Genomic DNA, 23740 nt, shown 5'->3' on the forward strand with positions numbered 1-23740 from the left:
CGTCGCCACTTGCGCTTCAAAAAATGATCTGCTTTTTTGAAGTGCTATGTGTGCGCTACGTGGCTTTGCGAAGCGAAAGCGTGCCCTGCACAGCAATGCTACTCAGGCTGAGTCGCCCCTATAGTTATGAACCGCGCCCACATGCAAAAAAGCATAAAAATTCTGATATCCTAACAGGCTGGCGTATCTCTAAAAATTAGAAAAATATCAAAACACAGCAGTCATGCTTATGCGGCTGACACATCCCATACATTATCAGGCATAGTGCCGTGCAGAAGGACAGAATGCTGTATAGGTTGGAAGATGCAAAAAATTCAGGAGACACCCGTGATTTTTGATACTAAAATCGTATGGGGTATCCCCTGAATTATCATAACATTTTTATTGCGATATGTCTTGTGCTTTTTGAAGATATGATCTTATAGGAAGAAGACCAGCATGTCGATCAAAAAGACAGGTATTAAACAGGTTAATGACCATCCCAGATAACTAAAGAATGATGGCATTTTGATTCCGTTTTCCTCTGCGATCGAACGAACCATGAAGTTTGGTGCATTTCCGATATATGTGATCGCACCCATAAATACCGCACCGCATGAGATCGCCATTAAGATGATCTCCGGAATATATCCTACAACCGTCTTGATTCCTTCATGGAAACCTAAAGAAGCTGCTGTGGTAAAGAATACCAGATACGTTGGTGTGTTATCAAGGAAGCTTGATAATGCACCTGTGATCCAGAAGAACTGCCATGGCTTTTCAATACCAAGAGAAGCACCCTGTGCCTTTAATATCAAAAGAGCAGGAATCATAGTAATGAAAATACCAATGAAAAGGATCGCAACTTCCTGAATCGCTCCCCATGTAAAGTTATTTGCTTCACGCACTTCATTCTTCGTTGTCTTATAAGAACCAAATGCTGCCAACAGAATAATGACCACTTCAAAGATCGCAGAAAATTCTAACTTAGCAGCGCCAAAAATATGAATGCTGCGACTAAAGAACGGAACTGTCTTAGGCAGAACGCCACTCAGTACAACCGCACCTACAATCATTACAAGGAAAATAATGTTGTGAGCACCTGACAGTTTCAAAGGTTTCTTATCTTCACTCTGATCCGGTGCTGCACCATCAGCAAGATCTTTCTTATACGCTCTTGTATCAAGAATAAAGAACAAAGTTAAAAGCAATACAACATTTAGAAGCATAACAGGAAGTAAATGCATGCTCCAGAAGAAATCAACGCCTCTGGTAAATCCCATTAACAATGGCGGATCACCCACCGGTGTCAGACAACCGCCGATATTTGATACCAAAAAGATAAAGAATACGACTATCTGTACTTTACGATGACGCCATTTGTTAGCACGGATCAACGGACGGATCATAACCATGCTTGCACCGGTTGTACCGATCCAGCTTGAAAGCAACGTACCTATCAGTAAAAGCAATACATTTAACTTCGGTTTACCAACCAGATCGCCTTCCAGACAGATATTTCCTGCTACACAGAAAAGACCAAATAATAAAACAATAAATGTGATATAATCACCAAATACAGTCTCTAATACTTCACTAAACGCTTCGTGTGCTCCTGCATAGAAGATAAAAGGAATCACAAAGGCAAGTGACCACAAAATAACAGCATACTGCTTATTTTTATCCCACCATCTTTCAATAACCAGCGGGCATACAGCAATACATAACAGCAAACCTGCAAACGGAATACAAAAAGCTAATGGTAATGTGCTTCCTATATTCTGCTCTGCTCCCTTTTCAGCCGCAAATGCAACGGTTGGATTTAACACAAATGCGCCCAGGAGCAATCCGATAGCCCATAAAAGTTTCTTACAACTCTTCATAATATAACGCCTCCTATGTCTCTTTTTCCCGGTGTACCTTCGGTGGCGGCTCAAAACAGTCAATCAAATCCATTACTGCACGAGTGCGTCATCGTTTTTTCGTATACTATCTCTCGCTATAGCATATTTCGCGTCTGCTTTATCGGACTACATATAAAGCAAAAAATCACTTGAAAAAGTACTTTTCCCCAAGTGCCGAACGTATCTTATCACACTTCTTATTAAAATACAAGTCATAAAATCAATTTGAAGTGCATAAAAACCGGAAAATTTTACAACATTTTCAGCATACTTTCAGATATTTTTACAATATTTCTGACTTACTTTCAGGCTTTTTTTGCAACAATTCTATAAAATCTATAAATTAAATCCAGCAAATAAATCGAAAAAAGAAAAAACATACAAAATTTTCCTTTATGAACAGTAACTATTTTTGACCGGTTTTTGTCTTTTTTTCGACATAAGGCAGAGACACACGAAAAAATCGTCGCAAAAGTTGCTGCCCATCAAACGGGAACAGCGGAAAGAGATATCCTCTGCCATTCAAAACAGGATTTAAAAACAAGGCAGCGACAATCAGTAAACTTCCAACGATAAAACCACCCAGTCCAAAAGCTGCCGTTAAGATCAGACATAACATTCTGAAAAACTTGATCGCATAACCCAATTCCATATTCGCCTGTGTATAATTCGCAACTGCGACAAATGCCATATATAGCATGATCTCCGAATTAAACCAGCCGGAATTTACCGTATAATCGCCAAAAACGATACCGGCAACGATACTAAGCGGCGTTGTCAGCATATTAGGCGTATTGATCGATGCCATCTTCAAACCATCGATCGCAAATTCCAATATCAGAAACTGGATCACCGGTGGTACATTTACTTCATCTTCGATCAAAATAAAATCAAATACCTGTGGTACCCATTCAGGATGTTCGATCAGAAGCAGAAACAATGGTGTAATATAAATTGCAACTATACTCGTTATAATACGTGTCAGACGCAGATATGTGCCGGTGATCGGCGGAAAATAATAATCGTTTGCATCCTCAAGTATGCTAAATAAAGAAGTCGGAATAATCATCGCAGCCGGCGAATTATCCACCATGATCACAATACTGCCTTCTAACAGACAGGCCGCTGTGGCGTCCGGTCGCTCTGTATATTTAAACTTCGGAAATGGATTATACCAGCTTCTCGGAAAAAGCACTTCAGCCAGGCTTTCTTTGTTCATCGACAGGGAATCCACATTAATTTTTTGGATCTTTTGTATCACATTTTGTAAAGCCTGCGGCTTAACGCGATCCTTCATATAGATCACGGCAACATCCGTCTTCGAACTTCGCCCGACATTTTCCATCTGAAAGATCAGATTGGTATCCCGGATCCTTCGTCGTATCAGACCGGCATTCGGGATCAACGCTTCGATAAAACCATCTCTTGAACCACGAAGCACCTTGTCCTTTTCCGGTTCGTCTACATTTCTGCCCGGATATTCTCTCAGATCAAATGCAAGAACCTGCTGATATCCCTCAATAAAAAAGCAAGTCAAACCCGCTAAGACATATTTCACAAAATCCTTTTGCGTCTCAATCGTTGTAATATCAGCAAAAGGTGCAAATTTTCTAACAAAATCATCATATTTCTCCGGCACGTCTTCCGCTTTTATTGAACTGAAAAACTCTAACATCTTCTCAATGACCGAGCTTTTCAAAAAGCCGTCAATAGAATATAATACTGCCCTTTTATTCCCGATCACCAGCTCTTTATGCAAAATATCAAAATTTACATCCAAATGCAGTAGTTCTTCAACTGCTTTCTTGCGTTGGTCATAATTCCCTCTAAAAACATCCGTCTTCTTTTGCTCCATCTGTATTGATTCTTTTCCTGTCATATCTTTTTCCATAGCATCAAAAGCTCCTCATTTTCCAATGCAACAACTCGTCATTTTCTTCGCTACAAAGTATTAACCAAAAAAGCTTGTTCTATCCCTTTAAAGTGCAAAAAAAACGAAATGCGTAAAACTTTTCTTTTCCCAAATAACAAAAATAAATGCATCTTCCTAATTCACAAAAAACTATTTTCACACATAACATTTTCTCCTATAATATAATTATTATTTTGTTGTATTTTCAAAGAAAAAGATATTGTACTTTCATAATCTTTTGAACGAAATTTTTCGAGATGGATTTTTAAACGATATAATCTTCAAGCACAAAGTGCGACAAGCGTGCAACGCTTGGATTTTAGAGTTATTATATCGGAAATCCAGCCGAAAAGATTCGTTTTGAGAAGATACCGAAAGTACATGAAACAACACTACGGAGGAACATATTATGAGTGTGAGTGCATACGATGAGAAACTTTTTGATGCAGCCTGCGAAGATATCATAGAAAAAGAACATGCCAAAAACGGTATTGGCACGTTACAGGAAAAAACAATGCATGCTGTACTCAAGCGTTTTTATGAACCGGATCACACTCATCAGGAAATACGGATCAATGGATATGTTGCGGACATTTTCCGCGATAATGAAATCATTGAAATACAGACCGGAAGTTTTAATGCAATGCGAAAAAAATTAGATACGTTTCTGGAAGAATATCCGGTAACAATCGTGTATCCGATCATTCATACCAAATGGCTGTACTGGATCAATGAAAATACCGGAGAGATCAGTAAGAAAAGAAAATCCCCAAAAACAGGAAGACCTTTTGATGCATTTTACGAATTGTACAAGATCAAATCCTATCTGACAAATTCAAATCTACAGATTTGTCTAACGTTTGTCGATGCAAAGGAATATCGTCTGCTTAATGGCTGGAGTTCTGATAAAAAGAAAGGTTCGACACGTTATGACCGCATCCCGGTCCGTCTTGTCGACGAGATCCTCTTAGCAAGGAAGGAGGATTACCTATGCCTGATCCCGGAAGGACTGCCGGAAGTTTTCACGGCAAAAGAGTTTGCCAAGAAAGCTAAGATCAAACTTCGCTATGCCCAGATAGGAATCAACATCCTAAGAGAAATCGGTGTAATTAAAAAAAACGGCACAAAGGGACGTGCCTACCTATACAGCATTACAAAATAAAAGTGATAACAACACAAACACAGGCAGTACCGATGTACTGCCTGAATATAAATATTACCGTTATTCTTTTTCTTCCGGTTCTGCCTTTCTTTTGCGGAACCATTCAAAAGGTTTTGCAAAAAAACTTGCCACTTTATATCGCTTTGTATTCATGATCTCATAATTTTTATCTTTCAGTTCCTGAATACGTGCATTCAACTTCTCAATTCTGCGATCCTTCGATTCAATCTTCTCTGTCTTGGCAGCAAGCTTGGCATTCAGCTCTTTTTTCTGTGCATTTGCCTTCTCGACGTTCAAGCGACGCACCATACTTTTCTGGACCAGAAAATCTCCCGGCGCCCACTCAAGCATATTATGCATATCCGTGTACATCCAACTGTCAAAGAAAAAATCTTCCGTGCATTTTGTCAGACCAAATTCCTCAAAGCCCTCTTTTACAAGTTTTTCATATAATATCTGATACGATGCAAAATTTGTCTGAATGTTTAATGCATGATAAAAACCACTGATCGCTCTGTTTAAAAAACTTCTCCTGACCAACTCATAATCCGGCTGCTTTTCTAACAATTCCTTTGTCTTGCAATAGGAATCATACGCACAAAAAACAGTATCAGACGCTTTCCCCGATAAACTCTGCTCATTATTGACACGATAGGAGATCAATACATCCGTCACATAAGAAATGCGTTTTGCAAAGTAAAATGCACTCAATGTAAAGAATGTATCATTCGCCTGACGGATCTCCTGAAATTCCAAATGATTTTCTATAATAAAGCTTCGTAGAAACATCTTATTCCATGGTACATTAGTTGCCAGATTAAAAATATGATCCGGAATATCAGTCTTTTGAAAGACTTCTTTTTCCGGCAGGTAATCCAAACGCAGATAAGCATCGGATGAGAAATATTTTCCTGTCTGGTTATCATATCTTCTGGCAGCACAAATACAGATGTCTGCCTGTGTCTTTTCTGCCTGTAGATACATGGTTTCTAATGCATTCTCCAAAAAGAGGTCATCCGAATCCCAAAAAACAACATACTTGCCTTTTGCATATTGCATTCCATGATTTCTGGCTGCTCCGGCATTTTTATTTTCCTGCTCTACTAACTGAATACGTTCATCTTTTTTCTGATATTCTTTTACAATCTCACGGGAATTGTCTTTTGAACCATCATCCACACAAATAATCTGTATATCCCGTAATGTCTGGTTCGTTACATCATCTAATGTCCGGGATAAATATTCTGCCGCATTATATACCGGCATAATCACCGACACCTTAATATCTTTCATCTTTTCCTCCATGCTATTATGCACTACCCCTGATACAATAAAAAAACAATTGCTTCCTCATTGTACTTGTGCCCTCTTATTCTGTTAAACTTTATATTGCTATTATATTTTCTGATCTTTAAAATTCATATTGCACTCTTCTAAAATACAGCTTCCTGATCACTTTGCATCAGGATATACTTCCTGAAATGACTGATTCATGATCTTTTCAAACTTTGCAAATTCTTTTTTATTATAAAAATACTCTTTTGGCTTGTTTGCAATCCCTAATGCCGCAAACCATTCTTTTTTCAACTTATCAAAAAGAACCTCTTTCTTTGCACCTGTCAGAGTATCCAGATTCCATAAGCTAAAATGAAGCCCATAATTAATATAGTCCTGCTCAAGCTCCTTGTAAAGTCCAAATTTCACCAGATTATCTTTCAGAGCTGTTAAAGCATTGTAAAAACACTGCCATGATTTCTCTCTGGTATTTGATAAAGAATTCGGATTATTTCTTCTCTGGTGGGCAAGCGGTTCATCTAAGATCGTAATTCTTTTTGCCAATACGATCGCTGAAAAAACAAACAGCAAGTCATTTGAGGTGCGCTGCTCTTGAAATTGTAATTCATGTTCTAATACAAATTCTCTTTTGAAAAGCTTGTCCCATGCCCAGCCTACAAATACTTTAAACACATTATCCGTAAAGGTTCTATGTGTCATCGGACGATACGGAGGCAATGCTTTTTCACGTAATGTCCAGCTTACTTTTACGATCTTATCTAAGTCTTCCCTGTATTGATCGGAACGAAAGACGATCAGATCTGCATCTTCCTTTTTTGCCTGTGCATAAGACTTCTCAAGCATATCCAATGAAAAGAAATCATCGGAATCCAAAAAAGAAAGATATTCACCGGTTGCGATTGAAAGTCCGTTGTTACGGGCTGCTCCGGCTCCGGCATTCTGCTGACAGATCACTTTTACTCTGTCATCTTCTTTTTCATATTCTTTCAAGATTGAAAGAGATGCATCTGTTGAACCATCATCTACACAAATGATCTCAATATCTTTCAATGTCTGATTCACAATACTGTCCATACATTGTTTTAAATATTTCTCTACATTATAAACCGGCAGGATCACCGATACTTTTGGATGATTCATATGACACCTCATTTCTTATTTTACAATCTATAACCCTGATCTTCTACTGGGATTTCTCCCGGTCTGTTATCTGAAAAATCTTACTTTGACCCTTTGATCCATTCCTTAAGCTTGCGTGGAATGAACAAAAGAATGCGTCCGATACGGTATGATTTTGAACTTTTGATCATCGCAAGTTCATTCGAAAGTTTCTGGTTCTTTCTTTCTAACTGCATGATCTTCTTGTTGAGTTTTCTTTCGGTTACGCTGGCAACAACCCATACTTTATAAAATGTATCCGGTTCTGCTGCCACTACCTGGATCTTCTTCCATGCTGCTACCGAAAATACAGACGGATCTAATTCTTTCTTCTCTAAGCCGCGCTTAAATTCTGCACTGAATCGTTCCACAAACTCATGACGATATTCCATCCCGATACGACGGATCGTACCGATATAGTTATTGTATTTCTTATACCAGTACATTCCCTTAAAGCGTTCCCAAAGCTCAGGATGTTCCATAAGAATATCACGGATATGATCGTATTCGATATTCATGCAATATACTTTTTCTCTGTTATGAACCGATGAGTTCGGATTATCTCTACGATTCATATAATATGGCTTGTCTACGATCATTGCTCTTGTCGCAAAGATAAATGTCTGGAACCAGAATCCGTTATCCTGGAAAGAAGCTCCCGGTGTCTCATTGTGACGGATATGATGCTTCTCGATAAATTCTTTTTTGTAAATACCGCTCCAGGTATTCATAATATAGCGGATTGCTTCTGTATCCTCGCTCGGGTTAAAAACTTTATTATAATCTTCCGGATTTTTAGACAAACGGTTATAAACCATGTTCATATCATCTTCATCCGTTCTTTTGAAACGATAAAAATCTGCTTTTACAAAATCGAGATCGTTATCCTTAGCGATCTGATACAATGATTCATACATATCAAGCTTAACAAAATCATCCGGCTCAACGATACCGATATATTCACCGGTTGCTTTCTCAAGACCGATATTCATGGCGATACCATAACCACCATTCTCTTTGTCTACTAATACGATCCTGTCATCTTTTTGCGCATAGCTTTTTAAAATTTCCAAAGAACCATCTGTAGAACCATCGTTGATACAGATGATCTCTATATCCTTCAATGTCTGATGTATCACACTTTCCATACATTCTACCAGATACATCTCTACATTATATGTCGGGATAATTATTGATACTTTAGCCATTTTCCACTCCTTCACCAAATGCTGTTCTTTTTGTTTACTCTGCTTTTTGTGCTGCTGCAGCCTGTAATGCAGCCTCAATTACTTTATCCATATCATAATAACGATATTCGCCAAGACGACCTCCAAAGATCACATTTTCCTCTTTTGCCGCCAGCTCACGATATCCGTTTGCTAACTCTTCATTCTTTTTATCATTGACCGGATAATATGGTTCGTCACCAAGCTTCCATTCGCTCGGATACTCTTTCGAGATCACCGTTGTCGGCTGTGTGCCAAACTCAAAATGCTTATGCTCGATAATACGTGTATAAGGCACTTCTCTTTCTGTATAATTAACAACGGCATTTCCCTGATAATTGTCTGTATCCAGTCTTTCATGCTCAAAGCGTACAGAACGGTATTCCAAAACACCAAGCTTATAATCAAAATATTTATCCAACATTCCGGTATAAACCACTTTATCGGCAATATCCGGATTGGTTTTGCGATATTCAAAATAATCGGTATTTAATAAAACATCACAACCCTCTAACATCTTCTCAACGATCGGTGTATAACCGCCGATCGGAATCCCCTGAAAACGATCATTGAAATAATTGTTATCATAGACAAAGCGAAGCGGCAGACGCTTGATGATAAAGCTTGGAAGATCTTTGCAATCTCTTCCCCACTGCTTTTCTGTATAGCCTTTGATCAGCTTTTGGTAAACATCCTGACCAACCAAAGACAAAGCCTGCTCTTCCAAATTCTGGGGCTCCTTGATATCCAGTTCTTTGATCTGCTTTGCAATGATATCTTTTGCTTCCTGTGGTGTCTTGATCCCCCACATCTTACTGAACGTATTCATATTAAACGGAAGATTGTAAAGCTCATCCTTATATGATGCGACCGGAGAATTAATATAATTATTAAACTCCGCAAATGTGTTGATATAGTCCCATACTTTTTTATTCGACGTATGGAAAATATGTGCACCATACTTATGAACATGAATATCATCTACTGTTTCACAATATATATTACCGGCAATATGGTCTCTCTTTTCTACTACGAGACATTTCTTACCTTCCTTTGTCATCTCATGTGCAAATACTGCGCCAAATAGTCCGGCGCCAACAATCAGATAATCGTAATGCATTCTTTACCTCCCCTTCGCATTCTTCCTATAACAAACGCTGTATGCGTTCTGCATCAAACAATAAATACTCTAGGCAATTATAATATTATACCATACACTCTGCTTCTTTTCAAATTTTGAAACATTTTCTAATGTGTGTCCTCTTCTTTTTCTGCCTTGTCATCATTTAAGACATTATGCACAATGTAGATCGGTCTGTCCTTGATCTCGGCAAACAGAATCGAAATATATTCTCCGATAATGCCGATGATGATCAATGTGATCGCAAACATAAAGCAAAGTGCCACAATGATCGTAGAATATCCTCCCGGCGCACCATAGACAAACTTGTTGACGATCGTATAGATCATTAAGATCACTCCGCACAATGCGACAAAGATGCCGGAATAAATACCAAGCTTTAACGGCAGATCCGAAAAGCTGCATAATGCATTGATCGAAAAATGCATCAACTTACGGATACTGTACTTGCTTTCTCCTGCTTCCCTGTCTCTTGCTTCAAATTCCAAAGTAGTCTTCTTAAATCCGACACTCTGTACATATCCGCGCAGATAACGTACTTTCTCTCTATAGTCTTGCCGAAGAACTTCGGCTACATTCTTACTGATCGCAAAAAAATCAGAAGAATTATTCTCAAACTTAACCGGTGACATCATATTCAGCACACGATAAAATGCTGCGGATGTGATCTTTTTGATCACCCCTGCACCTTCATTCTTTGTACGGATCATGGAGATCACTTCATAACCTTCTTCAAATTTCTCAATGATTGCCGGAATGCTTTCCGGTGGATGCTGCAGATCGGCATCCATACAAACGATCCCATCTCCACCTGCATGATCGATCCCTGCGATCATAGCTGCTTCATGACCAAAGTTTCTTGCAAAATTCACTACTTTTACTTTTTCATTTGCCTGTGCAAATTCCGTTAAGATTTCCATGCTTTTATCCTGACTTCCGTCATTGACAAAAACGATCTCATAATCCCATGCACATTTCTCTAAAATTTCGGAAGTCACCTGATAAAAATGCCGTAAAGATAATTCTTCATTATAAACGGATACAACCGCAGAAATCTTCTTATCTTTCATTATTCTTTGTCCTCCTTATTGCCTGTAAAGACGAGAAACTTACTGATAAAGTAATTTCCGATCACCACAAGCACCTGTGTCTCTAATTTTCCTATCATTTTATCCTGACCGATCACGCTGACAGCAAGCCAGACACCACCGACCTCTATAACCAGTGTCGCAATACGGGCACCGATGAATTTGCCCATTTCATACAAAAGTTCTTTGAAAGAATTTGTCTTTGAATGAAACACAAACAGTTTATTAGTCACATAAGCAAACAGGATAGACAACACGATAGAGATCACATTGCTGATCGTAATTCCCAGATCACTGTTCCCTAATGATGTTCCATATGTCAAAACGGAAAAAACGACCAGATTTACTAATGTCGTACATCCACCGATAAACAAATACATAAATGCTTCGCTGCATATGATTTTTTTGATTTTTTGCCACATTCTCTTTTTCCTGCTCTTTCTTTTTTATCTGTACTGCTTCTTTATCAGAATCATTTTGTCCGGAAGACACTTCTTTTTCAGTATCTCTCCTCAGTAGATATTTCCTTTTTACAGGATCATTCTACCCGGAAGATGTTTCCTTTTCGTAGGATCATTCTATCTAGGAAATGTTTCCTTTTCGTAAAGAAGCAGATATTTTCTAATTTTGTATTTCTTTGGTCTCTTCTTTTGCAAGATAAAAACGTTTCTTTGCTATATACTGCCAGCCAAAGAATACAAGCAGACTGACGATCGTGATCGCAATTCCTTTTTTCTGTCCGGCAAGCCGGTAATGCATCGTGATCGTACTCTTACCCTTTGGCACATGAAATGCCATCATGCCATTGACAACGGACTTTGTCTTTACACTCTTGCCATTGACACGGACGGTCCAATCGGGATCATACGGTACCGTTGTCATGCAAAGCCTTCTTTTATCAGAAGAAATCGTCGCCTTGACATTGCCGTCCGAGAACTCTTTTAGATTCCATGCACTATCCTGAAATGTTGCGATCATTTTTTCGAATACCGGCATATTCAATGTCTTGACAAGCACATGATGATCTGTCTTGCTGTCATGATCGTCCCGCAGTTCGATCGTCACCGTCTGTCCTTTCTTATAATCTCCAAGATAGACTAAGTTACGATAGAAACGATTAAAATAGATCTGGCGGTACTCTCCGTCGATATACATTTTCTTATCAGGATGGCTGCAATCCATATACATATAAAATGGTCCGTCTGCTGTTGCTTTTGCGGTCCATACAAGCGATGTCTTTGTCTTTTTCATTGTAATCTGTGCATCCTGATACAACGTAACATCTTTTCCCATCAAAAGCTTGGCAGTCTTTCGGTGATTTTCAAAAACATTCGTCTTTGGTGTAAAATCTCTGGCTTTTTCCGATACCAGAAAACCAAGAGACAACGCATACGGATTGTCATATGCATAATAATTCTTGGAATCTGTTTTTTTGCTTCGATAGGTCGAAGTCGAAAGTTTCTTGTCCGTCAATGTATAACGTACACCAAAAAGAGAATCCGAAAAAAGGATCGGCTCATTGTAAGTAAGCTCGGTCGGTGCAACCGCACCCTTGGTATATCCCATGCGTCTGCCAAGATCGGCAAGCTCGGTATTAAAAGTAGAGCTGTAATGCGTAATACCATGATAACCCAGAGACATACCTTCTGATGTCGGCGGAATGCCTCCCTCTCTCCAAAGTGTTAATTTGCTAAATGTTTTTTCAAGTCTGTCACCTTTTTCAAGCTGTAAACTGTCGATCATATTACTTGTTTCTTTATAATAGTTCGAAACAGTCTTTGCGGATATCACATATGTTCCCAGCTGTTCTTTCATATTAAAGAAAAGCTCTCCTGAAAGTCCTGCAAAGACAAGAAGCAGACAGGCATAACGAGCCCAGACTTTCTTCGTATGCAAAAAGCCGTAATAGCAGATGCCATAAATGGCAAGAAGTAACACGATAGCTATAAGAGCAGTCTTTTTCGCTGATTGCCATTCCAGTACAAGCGTACCGGCGATCAGGATCAGAACGGCAAGGCAAAAAGCGTATTTCTCACTGATCCCTTTTCTTTCTTTGCTGTCATTTTCATTCTGACCTATATATTCCAGACACTGTCCTGCGATCATGACGAAAAGGAAGCTTAGCAGGAACGAATAGCGGAAGAAATACGATCCGACGATTCTGACGCAGGATAACAGCACATCTGTCGTTGTCAGGCAGAAGCAGCCAATCCCTACCGCTAAGAAAAGCAGATGACCGATCCGTATACGCTTTGGAACCGCCTTATGGAGCAGTAACACCAGACACAGTACCAGTACAACCCCCCCGGTATAGATAACCGGATTACTGCTGACATTTGTCTCGGAATAAATATAAAGTGTCGATAATACGGCTTTTAAACTTGTCCGTACTGCCGGAGCAAGCTGTTCTAAACTAAAGTTACTCTTTCCTTTCATCTGTGCAAGGATTGCCGGCAAAAAGAGCATTGCGCTTGTACCAAGACCGAGAAACATCGTAACTCCATAGGACAGGAAAGACCCCAGCTTTTCCTTCCATGCTCTCTTTTGCATTCCGAGTTCAAAAAGGAACATGATCACAGAGAATGCACATACCATGTACCCGGTATACCAGTTAAAAAGGATTGTTCCGGCTGCAGAGAACAAAAGAAGTGTCGGTTTCTTCTGATATAAAAGCTTATATACACCTAATGCAACAAGCGGAAGCATGATCACTCCATCCAAGAACATCATATTGCTTGCATAAGCAACGACATATTCCATCAAAGCATAGGATGTACTAAGCAACAGATAACTGACCTTTTTCTTTTGAAAACGGATGCTCAGATACAGATACGACGTCAGTCCGCTCAATGCGATCTTTAATAAAAGTGCCAAAGTCACAAATTCTGTCAGATGAGACAGATCAAAGAAATAAACAAGCAGGTTGACCGGACTTGCCAGATAATACGCATACAGTGCGATCGTTGCACCGCCTAACGATTTTGAAAACGAATAGGCAATGCTGCTATTACCATGCATGACACTATGAAGCCATCCAAAATAATCAATATACTGGATTTCCAAATCCCATTTGATCCACGCTCTGTCTCCAAACGGTGTAATTCCCATACAGATACAGGCTGTCGTTGCGATCAGCAATGGCAAAAGAAATGCCACCGGATATAGGATCCGTCTTTTTTTGTTTGTCTCACTTATCATCCTGCTTATTCCTCACGTAATCTGATTACTTCTTTCTGATTATTTTTGATCTTAATTATCTTTTCAAAAGACTTTTCAGCTTTCTTGGAAGCCAGGTAAGCGCACGGCTGATCTTATAAGATCTGGAATTTTTAATCTGCGCGATCTCATGCGTCAATGCCTGATTTCTCTTCTTGAGCGAATCAATACTTTCTCTCTTTTTGACTACATTTTCTTTCAAACCGTTAATACGCTCGTTCTTCTCCGCAATACGCTGTTTCAAACCATTAATGCGTTCATTTTTTTCAATACGAAGTGCTGCTTTTTCATCACGCACTTTGTTATATTTATTCTCAATTTTTCTTCTCTCATTCAGCACTTTCTCGCGAAAAGCTTCATTTTCTTTCTGCTTTGTCTCACTGATGCGACGCTGGTGCTTCTGGATCTCTAAATAAAAATCTTCAAAAAAGTGTACGAACTCACCGGAAGCCATAACTTCTTCCCACCACTTTTCTGCCATGTCACCAACCATGTCATCCCATGGTTTCCATCGATCCGCAAAATGGATAATGTACGGATCTTTCCCAGCTTCTTCAAACTCTTCTCTTGAAAAGCAGACGGATACTCTCTGATCGGTATCATAATTTTCGGGATGACTGACATAGTATTTATTCATCACATTATATTTCAATGGAAGTATCTTGATCTTACCATAACATGCCACATTCAAAATGTCCTGATCCTGACTGGAGTAATCGCGTTCCATCAGCTTTTCAAACTGCTCTTCCATGTGATCTTCCCGCAGTTTCTTCAAATTCATCAAAAGCACTCCGGCATTGATATATTGGTCAAAAACCGGCATCTCAAGACGATCCATGTTACGCTGTTTCTTTTCCGGCGGATAATAATACCCTGCTGCTTTGACACCGGCAATGTAATACTCTTCCATATCCTGTTCATATAATTCTGTCAGATCGTTCTGTACCACAATATCGACATCCAGATACAGGCATTTGTCTATATCCGGCAAAAGTCCCGGCAGTTTCAAACGATAATATGTCGCCTGTGTAATATGTTTAATATGCATATTTACATCTTCGAAAGCATCCTGCATATCAATATATCTGACAAGCATATCTGCTTCTTTGGCGTGTCGGTCGATCACATCTTTATATTTCTGCGGAAAATCATGAGACACCAGCAGTATAAACTCATAACGGGTGTCCTCCTTTGCATGGCGTATCATCGAAAGTACTGAAAAGATCATCGGATATCCATAATTTGCATCTGCTGAAAAAACAACAGGAATCGTATTCTTTGTCATTTCTTAATCCATTCCCTCTCTTCTATTTTTCATGGTTACAAAGTCACTCCATTGTATTATACACCATCTACCGCATACTTGACAATCCTTACCGCTATGCTTACAATGATATATTATGTATAGGTAATGATATTCAGGTATATTATGCCTGATGCAGAAATGGAGAATCAATATGACAAAAAAAGCTTCATATACAATCGCCGTGGCAGGAACCGGCTATGTCGGACTTTCAAATGCGATCTTATTGTCGCAGCACAATAAAGTTTATGCGGTAGATATTGTGCCGGAAAAAGTTGATATGATCAACCAAAAGAAATCGCCGATCGTTGATGCTGAGATTGAAGAGTATCTTGCTGATCGCGATCTTAATCTGACTGCTACTTTAGACAGTAAAGCAGCCTATGAAAAAGCAGACTTCGTAATTATCAGCACACCGACTAATTACGATCCTAAATTAAATTTCTTTGATACATCCAGCGTAGAAAATGTAATTGAACTGGTAATGAAATATAACCCGGAGGCGATCATGGTCATTAAATCTACCGTTCCGGTAGGATATACCAAATCCGTCCGTGAGAAATATCATTGTAATAATATTATCTTTTCACCGGAATTCCTGCGAGAGGGAAGGGCATTATATGATAATCTCTACCCATCCCGCATCATTGTCGGTGCACCGCAGGAAGATGATTCCTTAAAAGAAGCGGCAAAGACTTTTGCAAGCCTTCTGGCTGCCGGTGCGATCAAAGAAAACATTGATATTCTCTTTACCGAGACAACAGAAGCCGAAGCAGTTAAACTTTTTGCTAACACGTATCTTGCACTTCGTGTCAGTTTCTTTAATGAATTAGACAGCTATGCCGAAGTACACAATTTAAATACACGTCAGATCATTGATGGTGTCTGTCTTGATCCGCGTATCGGCACACATTACAACAATCCGTCTTTCGGTTATGGCGGTTACTGTCTCCCAAAAGATACGAAGCAGTTACTCGCTAATTACAAAGATGTTCCTGAAAATCTGATCGGAGCGATCGTAAATTCAAACTCTACCCGTAAAGATTTTGTTACGGAACGTATCTTAGAAAAAGCCGGTTATTTTGTTGGCAATGCCGGAAGAGATGGCACACCGGGCAAGCAGGTAACGATCGGTGTATATCGTCTGACGATGAAAGCCAATTCCGATAATTTCCGTCAGTCTTCAATCCAGGGTGTTATGAAACGTCTGAAGGCAAAGGGTGCTGAAGTGATCATTTACGAACCGACTTTAGATGCTGATACTTTCTTTAACAGCGTTGTTGAAAAATCTCTTACCGCTTTCAAGGAGAAATGTGATGTGATCATCGCAAACCGCTACGCAGAAGAACTTGCCGATGTCGAAGACAAGATCTACACAAGAGATTTATACCGAAGAGACTGATCTTCTGTACTCGGTCGGTGTCATTTGCAAATGTTTCTTAAATTGTTTCATAAAATAGTACGCATTACGATAACCGCATTTGATGGCAATATCATGTACCGACAATGTGGTTGTCGATAATAGTCTCTTTGCACAGTCCATACGGCTTTGTACCATGTCCTGTGTAATACTGACACCAAAAAGTTTCTTATAAAGATGTTGCAGTCCGGAGCGGCTGAAACCGGCACGCTGTGCTAATTCATCCACCGTACATATCTGCTCCGGCTGTGCATATATTTCCATTCGGATCCGTGTTAATTTATGATTTTTCTTTAAAAAAGACTGTGGCATTACATATACTTTTGTCTGGATCGACCTGCTGATCGTATCAAAAAGGATCTCAAGATAATTTTTTTCAATTTCTTCCCGGTAAATTCCAACCGAATAATGTTCTAAGCTCATGCGATGCATCAAAGAAGAAAGTTCTGCTGTCTGTCCGAGATGTAACAACGTATTGGTTGGGATCTTTCTTTCCAGCAGATATGCTTTGTCTGTCTCTTCCGTCTCGGCAAAGAACCAGTCATCTGTATACACTTTGTCTTTTGCACAGTATTTGCAAGGTGTTCCCGGTTCTAAAAGCAGGATCGTTCCCGGCTCAGCCTGCATCTTTTCCTTGCCGATCACAAACTTTGCTGTCGTCTTAATGATCAAAAAAAGCCAGCATTCCAAGCCATCTTCAAAGTCCATCACAAAACGCTCATCATGTGAATGATCATAACCAATCGAACCTATTTTCATAACCATTCTCCTTTCTCTTTCTTCAAATACGCCACCCATATTCCATCCCTTGGGATCACCTGTGCTGTTAGAACCTTTTTTCTGAATTTTCCCGGCTTAAGGAGAAACGCTTGCGTCATCTTCTTAGTCTGCGTATCGTATTTCCGGTTTGTTATTGTCTTTTGGGGAGACACGACGGTCGGTTAGGATATCTGATTTTTTAAGCTTTTTTTGCAGGTGGGCGCGGGTCATAACTATAGGGGCGACTCAGCCTGAGTAGCATTGCTGTGTAGGGCACGCTTCCGCTTCGCAAAGCCACGTAGCGCACACATAGCGTTGCAAAAAGCGTAACACTCTTTTTGCAGCGCAAGTGGCGACGGGCTTAGAGAGCCCAAACAGCAATGTACATCAGGACTGGCCTTGCCCCTATATCAGATGAGAGCGCCCACGATCAGAGCAAAAAAAGCAAAAAAATCCTAGATATCCTTACCGGGCGATACAGTGCCCCCAAAAGCCAAAACAACCGGAAATACGAATGCAATACCCCAAAAAAGAGGACGCAATCAATTTTCTTATATCAAAAAATTCAGAAAAAAGTTCTAAGAAGACAGGTATTGTGTGGATGCTATGTATGGGTGGCAGAGTTGACAGGGCAGATGGGAGAATGGTTCTTTAGAGCATGAATGTGAATGAGTGCATTGCAAAGAGTTCACGTCCTGCAAAAAAGGTTGCCTCCCAGCCATCTTTTGGATAGGATGTCTGAACCGTAAAGTAAATCGCATGTCTTCCGGTTGGTCTTTCGACAACTGTAGTATACACACCATCTTCTTTGCCGATCAAACAGGTTCCGATTTCTTTTCCATCTTCGCTGTCAAGATGAATATGAATTTCGCTGTCACATCCTCTTCCGTCTGTTTTAATTGCAAATTCCATTGTTTTGCTTGCAAGATCTTCTCCAAAGTCAAAGTATTTATATCCGATCACGCTGCCGTCTAAGATGTGTGTCACAACACGTTCCAATACATTTTTTTCTGTAATAAACGGTCCGTTTTTCAAGACACAGGCATATTCTGCCTGCGTGATCTCAAAAGGATATAACGCTTTTGAAAATCCCAAAGAAGTCATTTCCACAGTGGAAAAGTTTCCTTCATCATCTATGGTGATCGGTTCTACACATCCTCTTCTTGAAAAGATCGTACCGTTTGTCATCTTATGATAGAAGATATACCACTGGTCATGGATCTGTACGACAGAACCATGGTCATTGCCACCCGGATAATCTATTTCATTGTCAATGATGTATCCCTTATAGCAGAAAGGTCCAAGCGGTTTATCTGAAACGGCATAAGCAAGTCTGCTGCCCTGCTTTGGTGAATAGATCAGATAATATTTCCCATTGATCTTTCGTGGGGAACACGCTTCAAAAAAGAGAGACTTCTCATCCGCAAAGCCATGCTCTGCATCCGGTTCAATCGGAATAACATCCTGCACATAGGTGTCCGGTAAGATCTCATACATATTCTGCGGATTGACTTCTGCTGCAAAAGAACGTTGAAAGCCGCAATAAATGTACACTCTTCCATCATCATCCACTAACACACCCGGATCGATAAACTGTCCGTCTACACAGACTTCTTCCGGCATATCATATCGGTATTGCGATACCAGATGAAACGGTCCTTCCGGCTTCTCACTGACTGCTACACAGCCTTTTGCTCCGGCAATATATGCATACAGATAATATTTTCCATCCTTTTCTACAACATCCGGTGCATACAATTCATTTTCTTCGCCTGCCCAGTCTGCATCTGCCAAATGATCCCGGTCATCCTTTGTATGAAAGATGTCTCCGTGACAGGTCCAATGCTCCAGATCATCAGTTGATGCGCTCCAGCATTTTAAAACATGATCACAAAATCTGGTAGAACCGGCTTTATCATGTGAACCATACACATAGATCCGGTCTCCAAATACTCTTGGTTCTCCGTCCGGGATATATTCCCAGACCGGTAAATATGGGTTTGCCATTTTTGTCCTCCTTTTTCCGATAAACTTTTCACGCTTTTTCTACATTTTTATACAGTATCCGTGTATTTTTTTCTATCAGTCTGACTGCTTCCAAATACATTTTTCCATATAGCCACTATTTTTCCTGTTTTCATATATCCTTCGTCTTTTTTGCCTATCTCCACTCTAACATCTTTTTGCACAATAATACATACACTTTTCGGACAGAAGCACAATTTAACACATCTTTTAACACATTATTACATTGTCAGTCGGATAACCGCTTTATAAAATAAAGATAGCAAAGCCGGATGTTGTCCTAATGCAAAAATCCGGCAAAAAGGTAAATTATATTGATGCGTGCTTTGATAAAAAAGCACAGAAAGGAAAAGCATATGAGAAAAAAATGTATTACAGGTTTATTGCTCATTTCTCTATGTACAGGACTTGTGATCCCGGCACATGGAAATGCAGCACAAAAGAAATGGAAACTCAATGTTACCAAGAAAACACTGACCGTTAAAAAAAGCACAACATTAAAAGTCAAAGGCTTTAAAAAGACAGCAAAAAGCAAGATCCGCTGGAAATCCACAAAACCAAAGATTGCATCAGTCAACCAGAAAGGTGTTGTCAAAGCAAAAGCCAAAGGCAAAGCAAAGATTCGTGCTACGATCCTGATCAAAGGAAAGAAAAAAGCAACTTTGACTTGTAATATCAAAGTAAAGAAAGCAGCCAAAACTTCTGTAGCAAAAACAAGTACACCAAAAAGCAGTACAAATCCTGTCGTCTCTGCACTGCCATCCGTGGCTCCAACAACAGTAACACCGACAACTGCTCCAACAGCAAGCAGTATACCAACACCAACGAAGATCCCTGCTCCGACAAGAACTCCTCGCCCGACGGATTTCCTGTCAAACTCGCAGCTTCCTAACTTACAGCCGGATACTTACGAAACCTATGCACAGACGATCAAAGCAGATGGTGAAAACAATCCGATCACAACAAACGGCTATGTTGCCGATCCGACGGCAATCTCCTACAACGGCAGAATGTATGTCTATCTGACAAACGACCAGCAAAATTATGAACTCGGACTTCGTAAGGGTAACAATGATTATAAGAACATTATGTCAATTCGTGTCATTTCCACTGCTGATATGGTAAACTGGCAGGATCATGGTGTCATCAACCTGACCGGCAAAGATGGTATTTGCAACAAATATGCCGGAGAGGGCAGCCACTCATGGGCGCCTAGCGTTGTATGGCGTAACGAAAACGGCAAGGATCGTTTCTATCTTTACTATACAAACAATGGAGCAAACATTAACGTTGTTGTGGCGGATTCTCCAACCGGTCCTTTCCGTGACGAAATCGGAAAGCCATTGATCGAGGGCTGGAACACCAAAAATAACAAAAAAGAAGCATTAGATCCGGGTGTTTTCATTGATGATGACGGCACAGGTTATCTTGCATATGGTTTTACAAACCGTGGTGCAGGTATCATTCAGCTTGGTGATGATCTGATGTCTACAGTCGGTTCCACGATTGACTTAAATGCACCTGCTTTCTTTGAAGACAGTGAGTTAAATAAGATCGGTGATACCTATTATTATTCTTACTGCACAGACTGGAATACCGACAACCGTACCGGAGACTATGCCACACTGGGACAATGCCATATCGCATATATGACTTCAAAATCTCCAATGGGACCATACACCTATGCCGGTGATATCTTTGATAATGCCGGTGATGCTTTTGGAACGATATCAAACAACCATCACCATATGATCGAATTCAAAGGTCAATGGTATATGTTATATCATACGCTGGAAGCCTCTAACCGCAACGGAAACTTTGACCGTAACGGCAACAATGCAGGACACCGCTGTTTGCAAGTCAACAGCTTTTCGATCAATGAAGACGGCAGTATCGGTAAGATCAATCAGGATATGAAGGGTGTCTCTCAGATCCAGTCTTTTGATCCATATGAACTGACAGAGGGTACGGTATATTCTGACTGTGCCGGTGCAATCACAAGTCATATGCGTGAAAATAAAACCTATGTCGAAGATTCTTACTTTGAACCGGTTACAGATGTCAGCTACCAATATAGCTGGAGTAAAATCTCTGCTGCCGACTTTGGCGATGGCTCGGATCAGATGACATTAGAAGCCAACTTTGAATGTGATACAACGGAGACAAAAGAAGTCACTTTTAAAGTTTTATTAGATACCCGTGACGGCCAGACGGTGCTTTCTACAAAGCTTACACCGGATGCAACCGGAAACGTTTCCTTAAAGCTTCCGGTTGACAAGATCACAGGTGTACACGATATCTACTTTGCTTTTGATGGTCATGTAAAGAAATTTGCTAACTGGAAATTTACGAAATAATATTTTCTGATAGAAAAATGGAAGCCAGCAAGTTTGCTAATGCAATTCTTGTTGGCTTCTTTTTCGTTATAATGATTTTGTTATTTTATAACATAACATTTTGCAATGCAGTCAATACCCAAAATCGGCTGAAATCTGACTTCACTCCATTTACCATTTATTTTTCAAAAATTTTATCATATGGTTCATGATCAAGAGAAATGCCCTGATATGAAATCCCTTTCATGTCCCATTTTTCTGCCACATCTGTTGATATAATCTGCTTTGCTTGTGAATTATAAAGCATTCTGCCCTGTGCGCCACTCAAAATAGAATATGTTCCATCATTATTCTTTTGCGCAAAAATCAAATATTCCTGCTCTTTTTCTAACAAAGGAGCATCTTCTATTTCATAATAATGCCCATTGTAAATTCCACCTGTCATTATAATTTCTTTTTCCTGAGCTATCTTACATCCCTTAACCACCCTCTTGACCACTACAGTCGTTTTCGTGATTGGAATCTTATCTATTCTGTCATATACTTTTTCTTTTACCTGAACTACACCAATCAGATCACTCGCTACTTTTAATTGCTTGATCGTTGTATAATTTTTATGCCAACTTGCATGCATTACAGCTTTAGGCAATCTCTTTTCTTCCGGCAGTGAACTTTGCACCTTTTGTTTCCATGTATTCCAAGATATATTTTTTACATTTACCGCACAAAAATCTTTTATGTTTTTGTCTATGTAATTCATAGACGATACTGTTTTTGTATGAGTATCATACCAGAACCTTCCTTGTGTTGCCGTTAATGTGATATATGTATTTTTTTTGACTAATTGCAAAAACATAACATATTCTTCTCTTTGATTCATCAAGGGATCTTCCTTTATCTCCCATATCTTATTTTGTTCTCTTCGTCCAGTCATCTGAATCAATATTATATCATTTTTCTCACAACCATATAAAGCATTTTGAACTTTTGCCCGGTATTGTATTGTATTACTTTTTCCTTGCACTTTTTTACCATCATCTAACATTCTAACATGTGCAATTAAATCACTGCCCTTCACCAACTCATCCATAGATGTATAATTTTGTTCCCAGCTGGCAGTCAGATAACCAATCTTTTTTTCTTTCTTTTCTTCCTTTCCCCTCTGATTCAGTGCAAAAAAGGTACTGCCTAGCAGAATAACTGCTATCACTCCTATTGCAAAAAATAACTTTCTTTTGTTCATTTTTATCTGCTTCCTCCTCAAATCTAATATATTTTGTTCACACCCGATATATCATCTTTTTGTGGTGTTGTAAGTTTATATGTACCATAACGGCTCTTTGTTCCCCATGTTGATCCATTCATTATATTTTTTGTCTTACTTGTATCTGCCAATCCAAAAACATGACCAAACTCATGTATTACCACGGATTTTAATGCCCCGTCGGAAGACCATGTTTGCTTTTTACATTTATTTAAAAAAACATTTTGACTTTTAAACTCCAAACTCCCGGTTTTATATTCAGGACATGTTAATCCATCCCATGTATCGTTGATATTTCTTTCACCACAAACGACCTTATTCCCGCTACTTATTTTTGCATCAATAGATTTCTTTTTCCACTCATTTATTCCTTCTACATACATTTGTTTTGCCCGATATGATATATAATTTTCGTATCTCCATTCTATTTTTCCTTTGTTCCACCAAGCACCTGTTAATGAATATGCTTTTGCAGAATTCGCCACCCCGCAAAAAGATATTATTCCCACTATCATTGATACCATTACTACCTTACTAATTTTCATATTTTC

Annotated in this window: 17 protein-coding genes; 3 read left to right on the forward strand and 14 right to left on the reverse strand. The window is 39.4% G+C overall.

Annotation, left to right across the window (positions count from 1 at the left end):
• Positions 1-419: 419 nt before the first annotated feature.
• Positions 420-1862, reverse strand: coding sequence for a sodium:proton antiporter (locus H8700_RS07575; protein WP_249304864.1), 1443 nt, complete (start codon positions 1860-1862; stop codon positions 420-422).
• 427 nt (positions 1863-2289) lie between these two features.
• Entirely contained in the window at positions 2290-3774 is a 1485-nt protein-coding gene (locus tag H8700_RS07580) for a spore germination protein (protein WP_330606337.1), read from the reverse strand.
• Between the two features lie 430 nt (positions 3775-4204).
• On the opposite strand from H8700_RS07580, the gene H8700_RS07585 reads away from it, so the two are divergent.
• Positions 4205-4957 carry a DUF8091 domain-containing protein gene (locus tag H8700_RS07585; protein ID WP_249304865.1) on the forward strand — a complete coding sequence of 251 codons (753 nt, stop codon included), beginning with the start codon at positions 4205-4207 and terminating at the stop codon, positions 4955-4957.
• Positions 4958-5017: 60 nt separating this feature from the next.
• On the opposite strand, the gene H8700_RS07590 is transcribed toward H8700_RS07585, so the two are convergent.
• The 8 genes from H8700_RS07590 to H8700_RS07625 all read right to left on the reverse strand — a co-directional run bounded on the left by H8700_RS07590 (position 5018) and on the right by H8700_RS07625 (position 15367).
• Positions 5018-6250 carry a glycosyltransferase family 2 protein gene (locus tag H8700_RS07590; protein WP_249304866.1) on the reverse strand — a complete coding sequence of 411 codons (1233 nt, stop codon included), beginning with the start codon at positions 6248-6250 and terminating at the stop codon, positions 5018-5020.
• Between the two features lie 159 nt (positions 6251-6409).
• Positions 6410-7393: a glycosyltransferase family 2 protein gene (locus H8700_RS07595; RefSeq protein ID WP_022140617.1), complete on the reverse strand. Its 984-nt coding sequence runs from the start codon at positions 7391-7393 to the stop codon at positions 6410-6412.
• A gap of 80 nt (positions 7394-7473) precedes the next feature.
• On the reverse strand, positions 7474-8619 hold the full coding sequence (locus H8700_RS07600; RefSeq protein WP_249304867.1) for a glycosyltransferase: 1146 nt from the start codon (positions 8617-8619) through the stop codon (positions 7474-7476).
• 34 nt (positions 8620-8653) lie between these two features.
• Positions 8654-9757 (reverse strand): UDP-galactopyranose mutase, encoded by a 1104-nt coding sequence (glf, locus tag H8700_RS07605; protein ID WP_249304868.1) that lies wholly within the window; start codon positions 9755-9757, stop codon positions 8654-8656.
• Positions 9758-9885: 128 nt separating this feature from the next.
• The gene (locus tag H8700_RS07610) at positions 9886-10848 is read right to left on the reverse strand and encodes a glycosyltransferase family 2 protein (RefSeq protein WP_249304869.1); all 963 of its coding nucleotides are present in this window, start codon (positions 10846-10848) and stop codon (positions 9886-9888) included.
• Complete coding sequence (locus H8700_RS07615; protein ID WP_249304870.1) at positions 10848-11288, reverse strand: GtrA family protein; 441 nt, start codon at positions 11286-11288, stop codon at positions 10848-10850. The genes H8700_RS07610 and H8700_RS07615 overlap by 1 nt, the downstream gene beginning before the upstream one ends.
• 199 nt (positions 11289-11487) lie before the next feature.
• Positions 11488-14064: a YfhO family protein gene (locus H8700_RS07620; protein ID WP_249304871.1), complete on the reverse strand. Its 2577-nt coding sequence runs from the start codon at positions 14062-14064 to the stop codon at positions 11488-11490.
• 55 nt (positions 14065-14119) lie between these two features.
• Entirely contained in the window at positions 14120-15367 is a 1248-nt protein-coding gene (locus H8700_RS07625; RefSeq protein ID WP_249304872.1) for a glycosyltransferase family 8 protein, read from the reverse strand.
• 172 nt (positions 15368-15539) lie between these two features.
• Between H8700_RS07625 and H8700_RS07630 the strand changes: the two genes are divergently transcribed.
• Entirely contained in the window at positions 15540-16787 is a 1248-nt protein-coding gene (locus H8700_RS07630) for a nucleotide sugar dehydrogenase (protein ID WP_249304873.1), read from the forward strand.
• Here H8700_RS07630 and H8700_RS07635 read toward each other — a convergent pair.
• Positions 16770-17564, reverse strand: a complete 795-nt coding sequence (locus tag H8700_RS07635; RefSeq protein ID WP_249304874.1) for an AraC family transcriptional regulator — start codon at positions 17562-17564, stop codon at positions 16770-16772. The two genes, H8700_RS07630 and H8700_RS07635, sit on opposite strands and share 18 nt — an antisense overlap.
• 651 nt (positions 17565-18215) lie before the next feature.
• Positions 18216-19571, reverse strand: coding sequence for a family 43 glycosylhydrolase (locus H8700_RS07640; protein WP_249304875.1), 1356 nt, complete (start codon positions 19569-19571; stop codon positions 18216-18218).
• A 374-nt stretch (positions 19572-19945) separates the two neighbouring features.
• Between H8700_RS07640 and H8700_RS07645 the strand changes: the two genes are divergently transcribed.
• A complete protein-coding gene (locus H8700_RS07645) occupies positions 19946-21946 on the forward strand; it encodes a family 43 glycosylhydrolase (RefSeq protein WP_249304876.1) in 2001 nt (666 codons plus the stop codon).
• 157 nt (positions 21947-22103) lie between these two features.
• Here the strand turns inward: H8700_RS07645 and H8700_RS07650 are convergent, their stop codons facing one another.
• Together H8700_RS07650 and H8700_RS07655 are read right to left on the reverse strand one after the other, a co-directional pair.
• Complete coding sequence (locus tag H8700_RS07650; RefSeq protein WP_022140539.1) at positions 22104-23168, reverse strand: hypothetical protein; 1065 nt, start codon at positions 23166-23168, stop codon at positions 22104-22106.
• A gap of 23 nt (positions 23169-23191) precedes the next feature.
• Positions 23192-23734 carry a matrixin family metalloprotease gene (locus H8700_RS07655; RefSeq protein WP_022140538.1) on the reverse strand — a complete coding sequence of 181 codons (543 nt, stop codon included), beginning with the start codon at positions 23732-23734 and terminating at the stop codon, positions 23192-23194.
• Between the last annotated feature and the right edge of the window lie 6 nt (positions 23735-23740).

Source organism: Jutongia hominis (assembly GCF_014384965.1).
Lineage (GTDB): Bacteria > Bacillota > Clostridia > Lachnospirales > Lachnospiraceae > Butyribacter > Butyribacter hominis.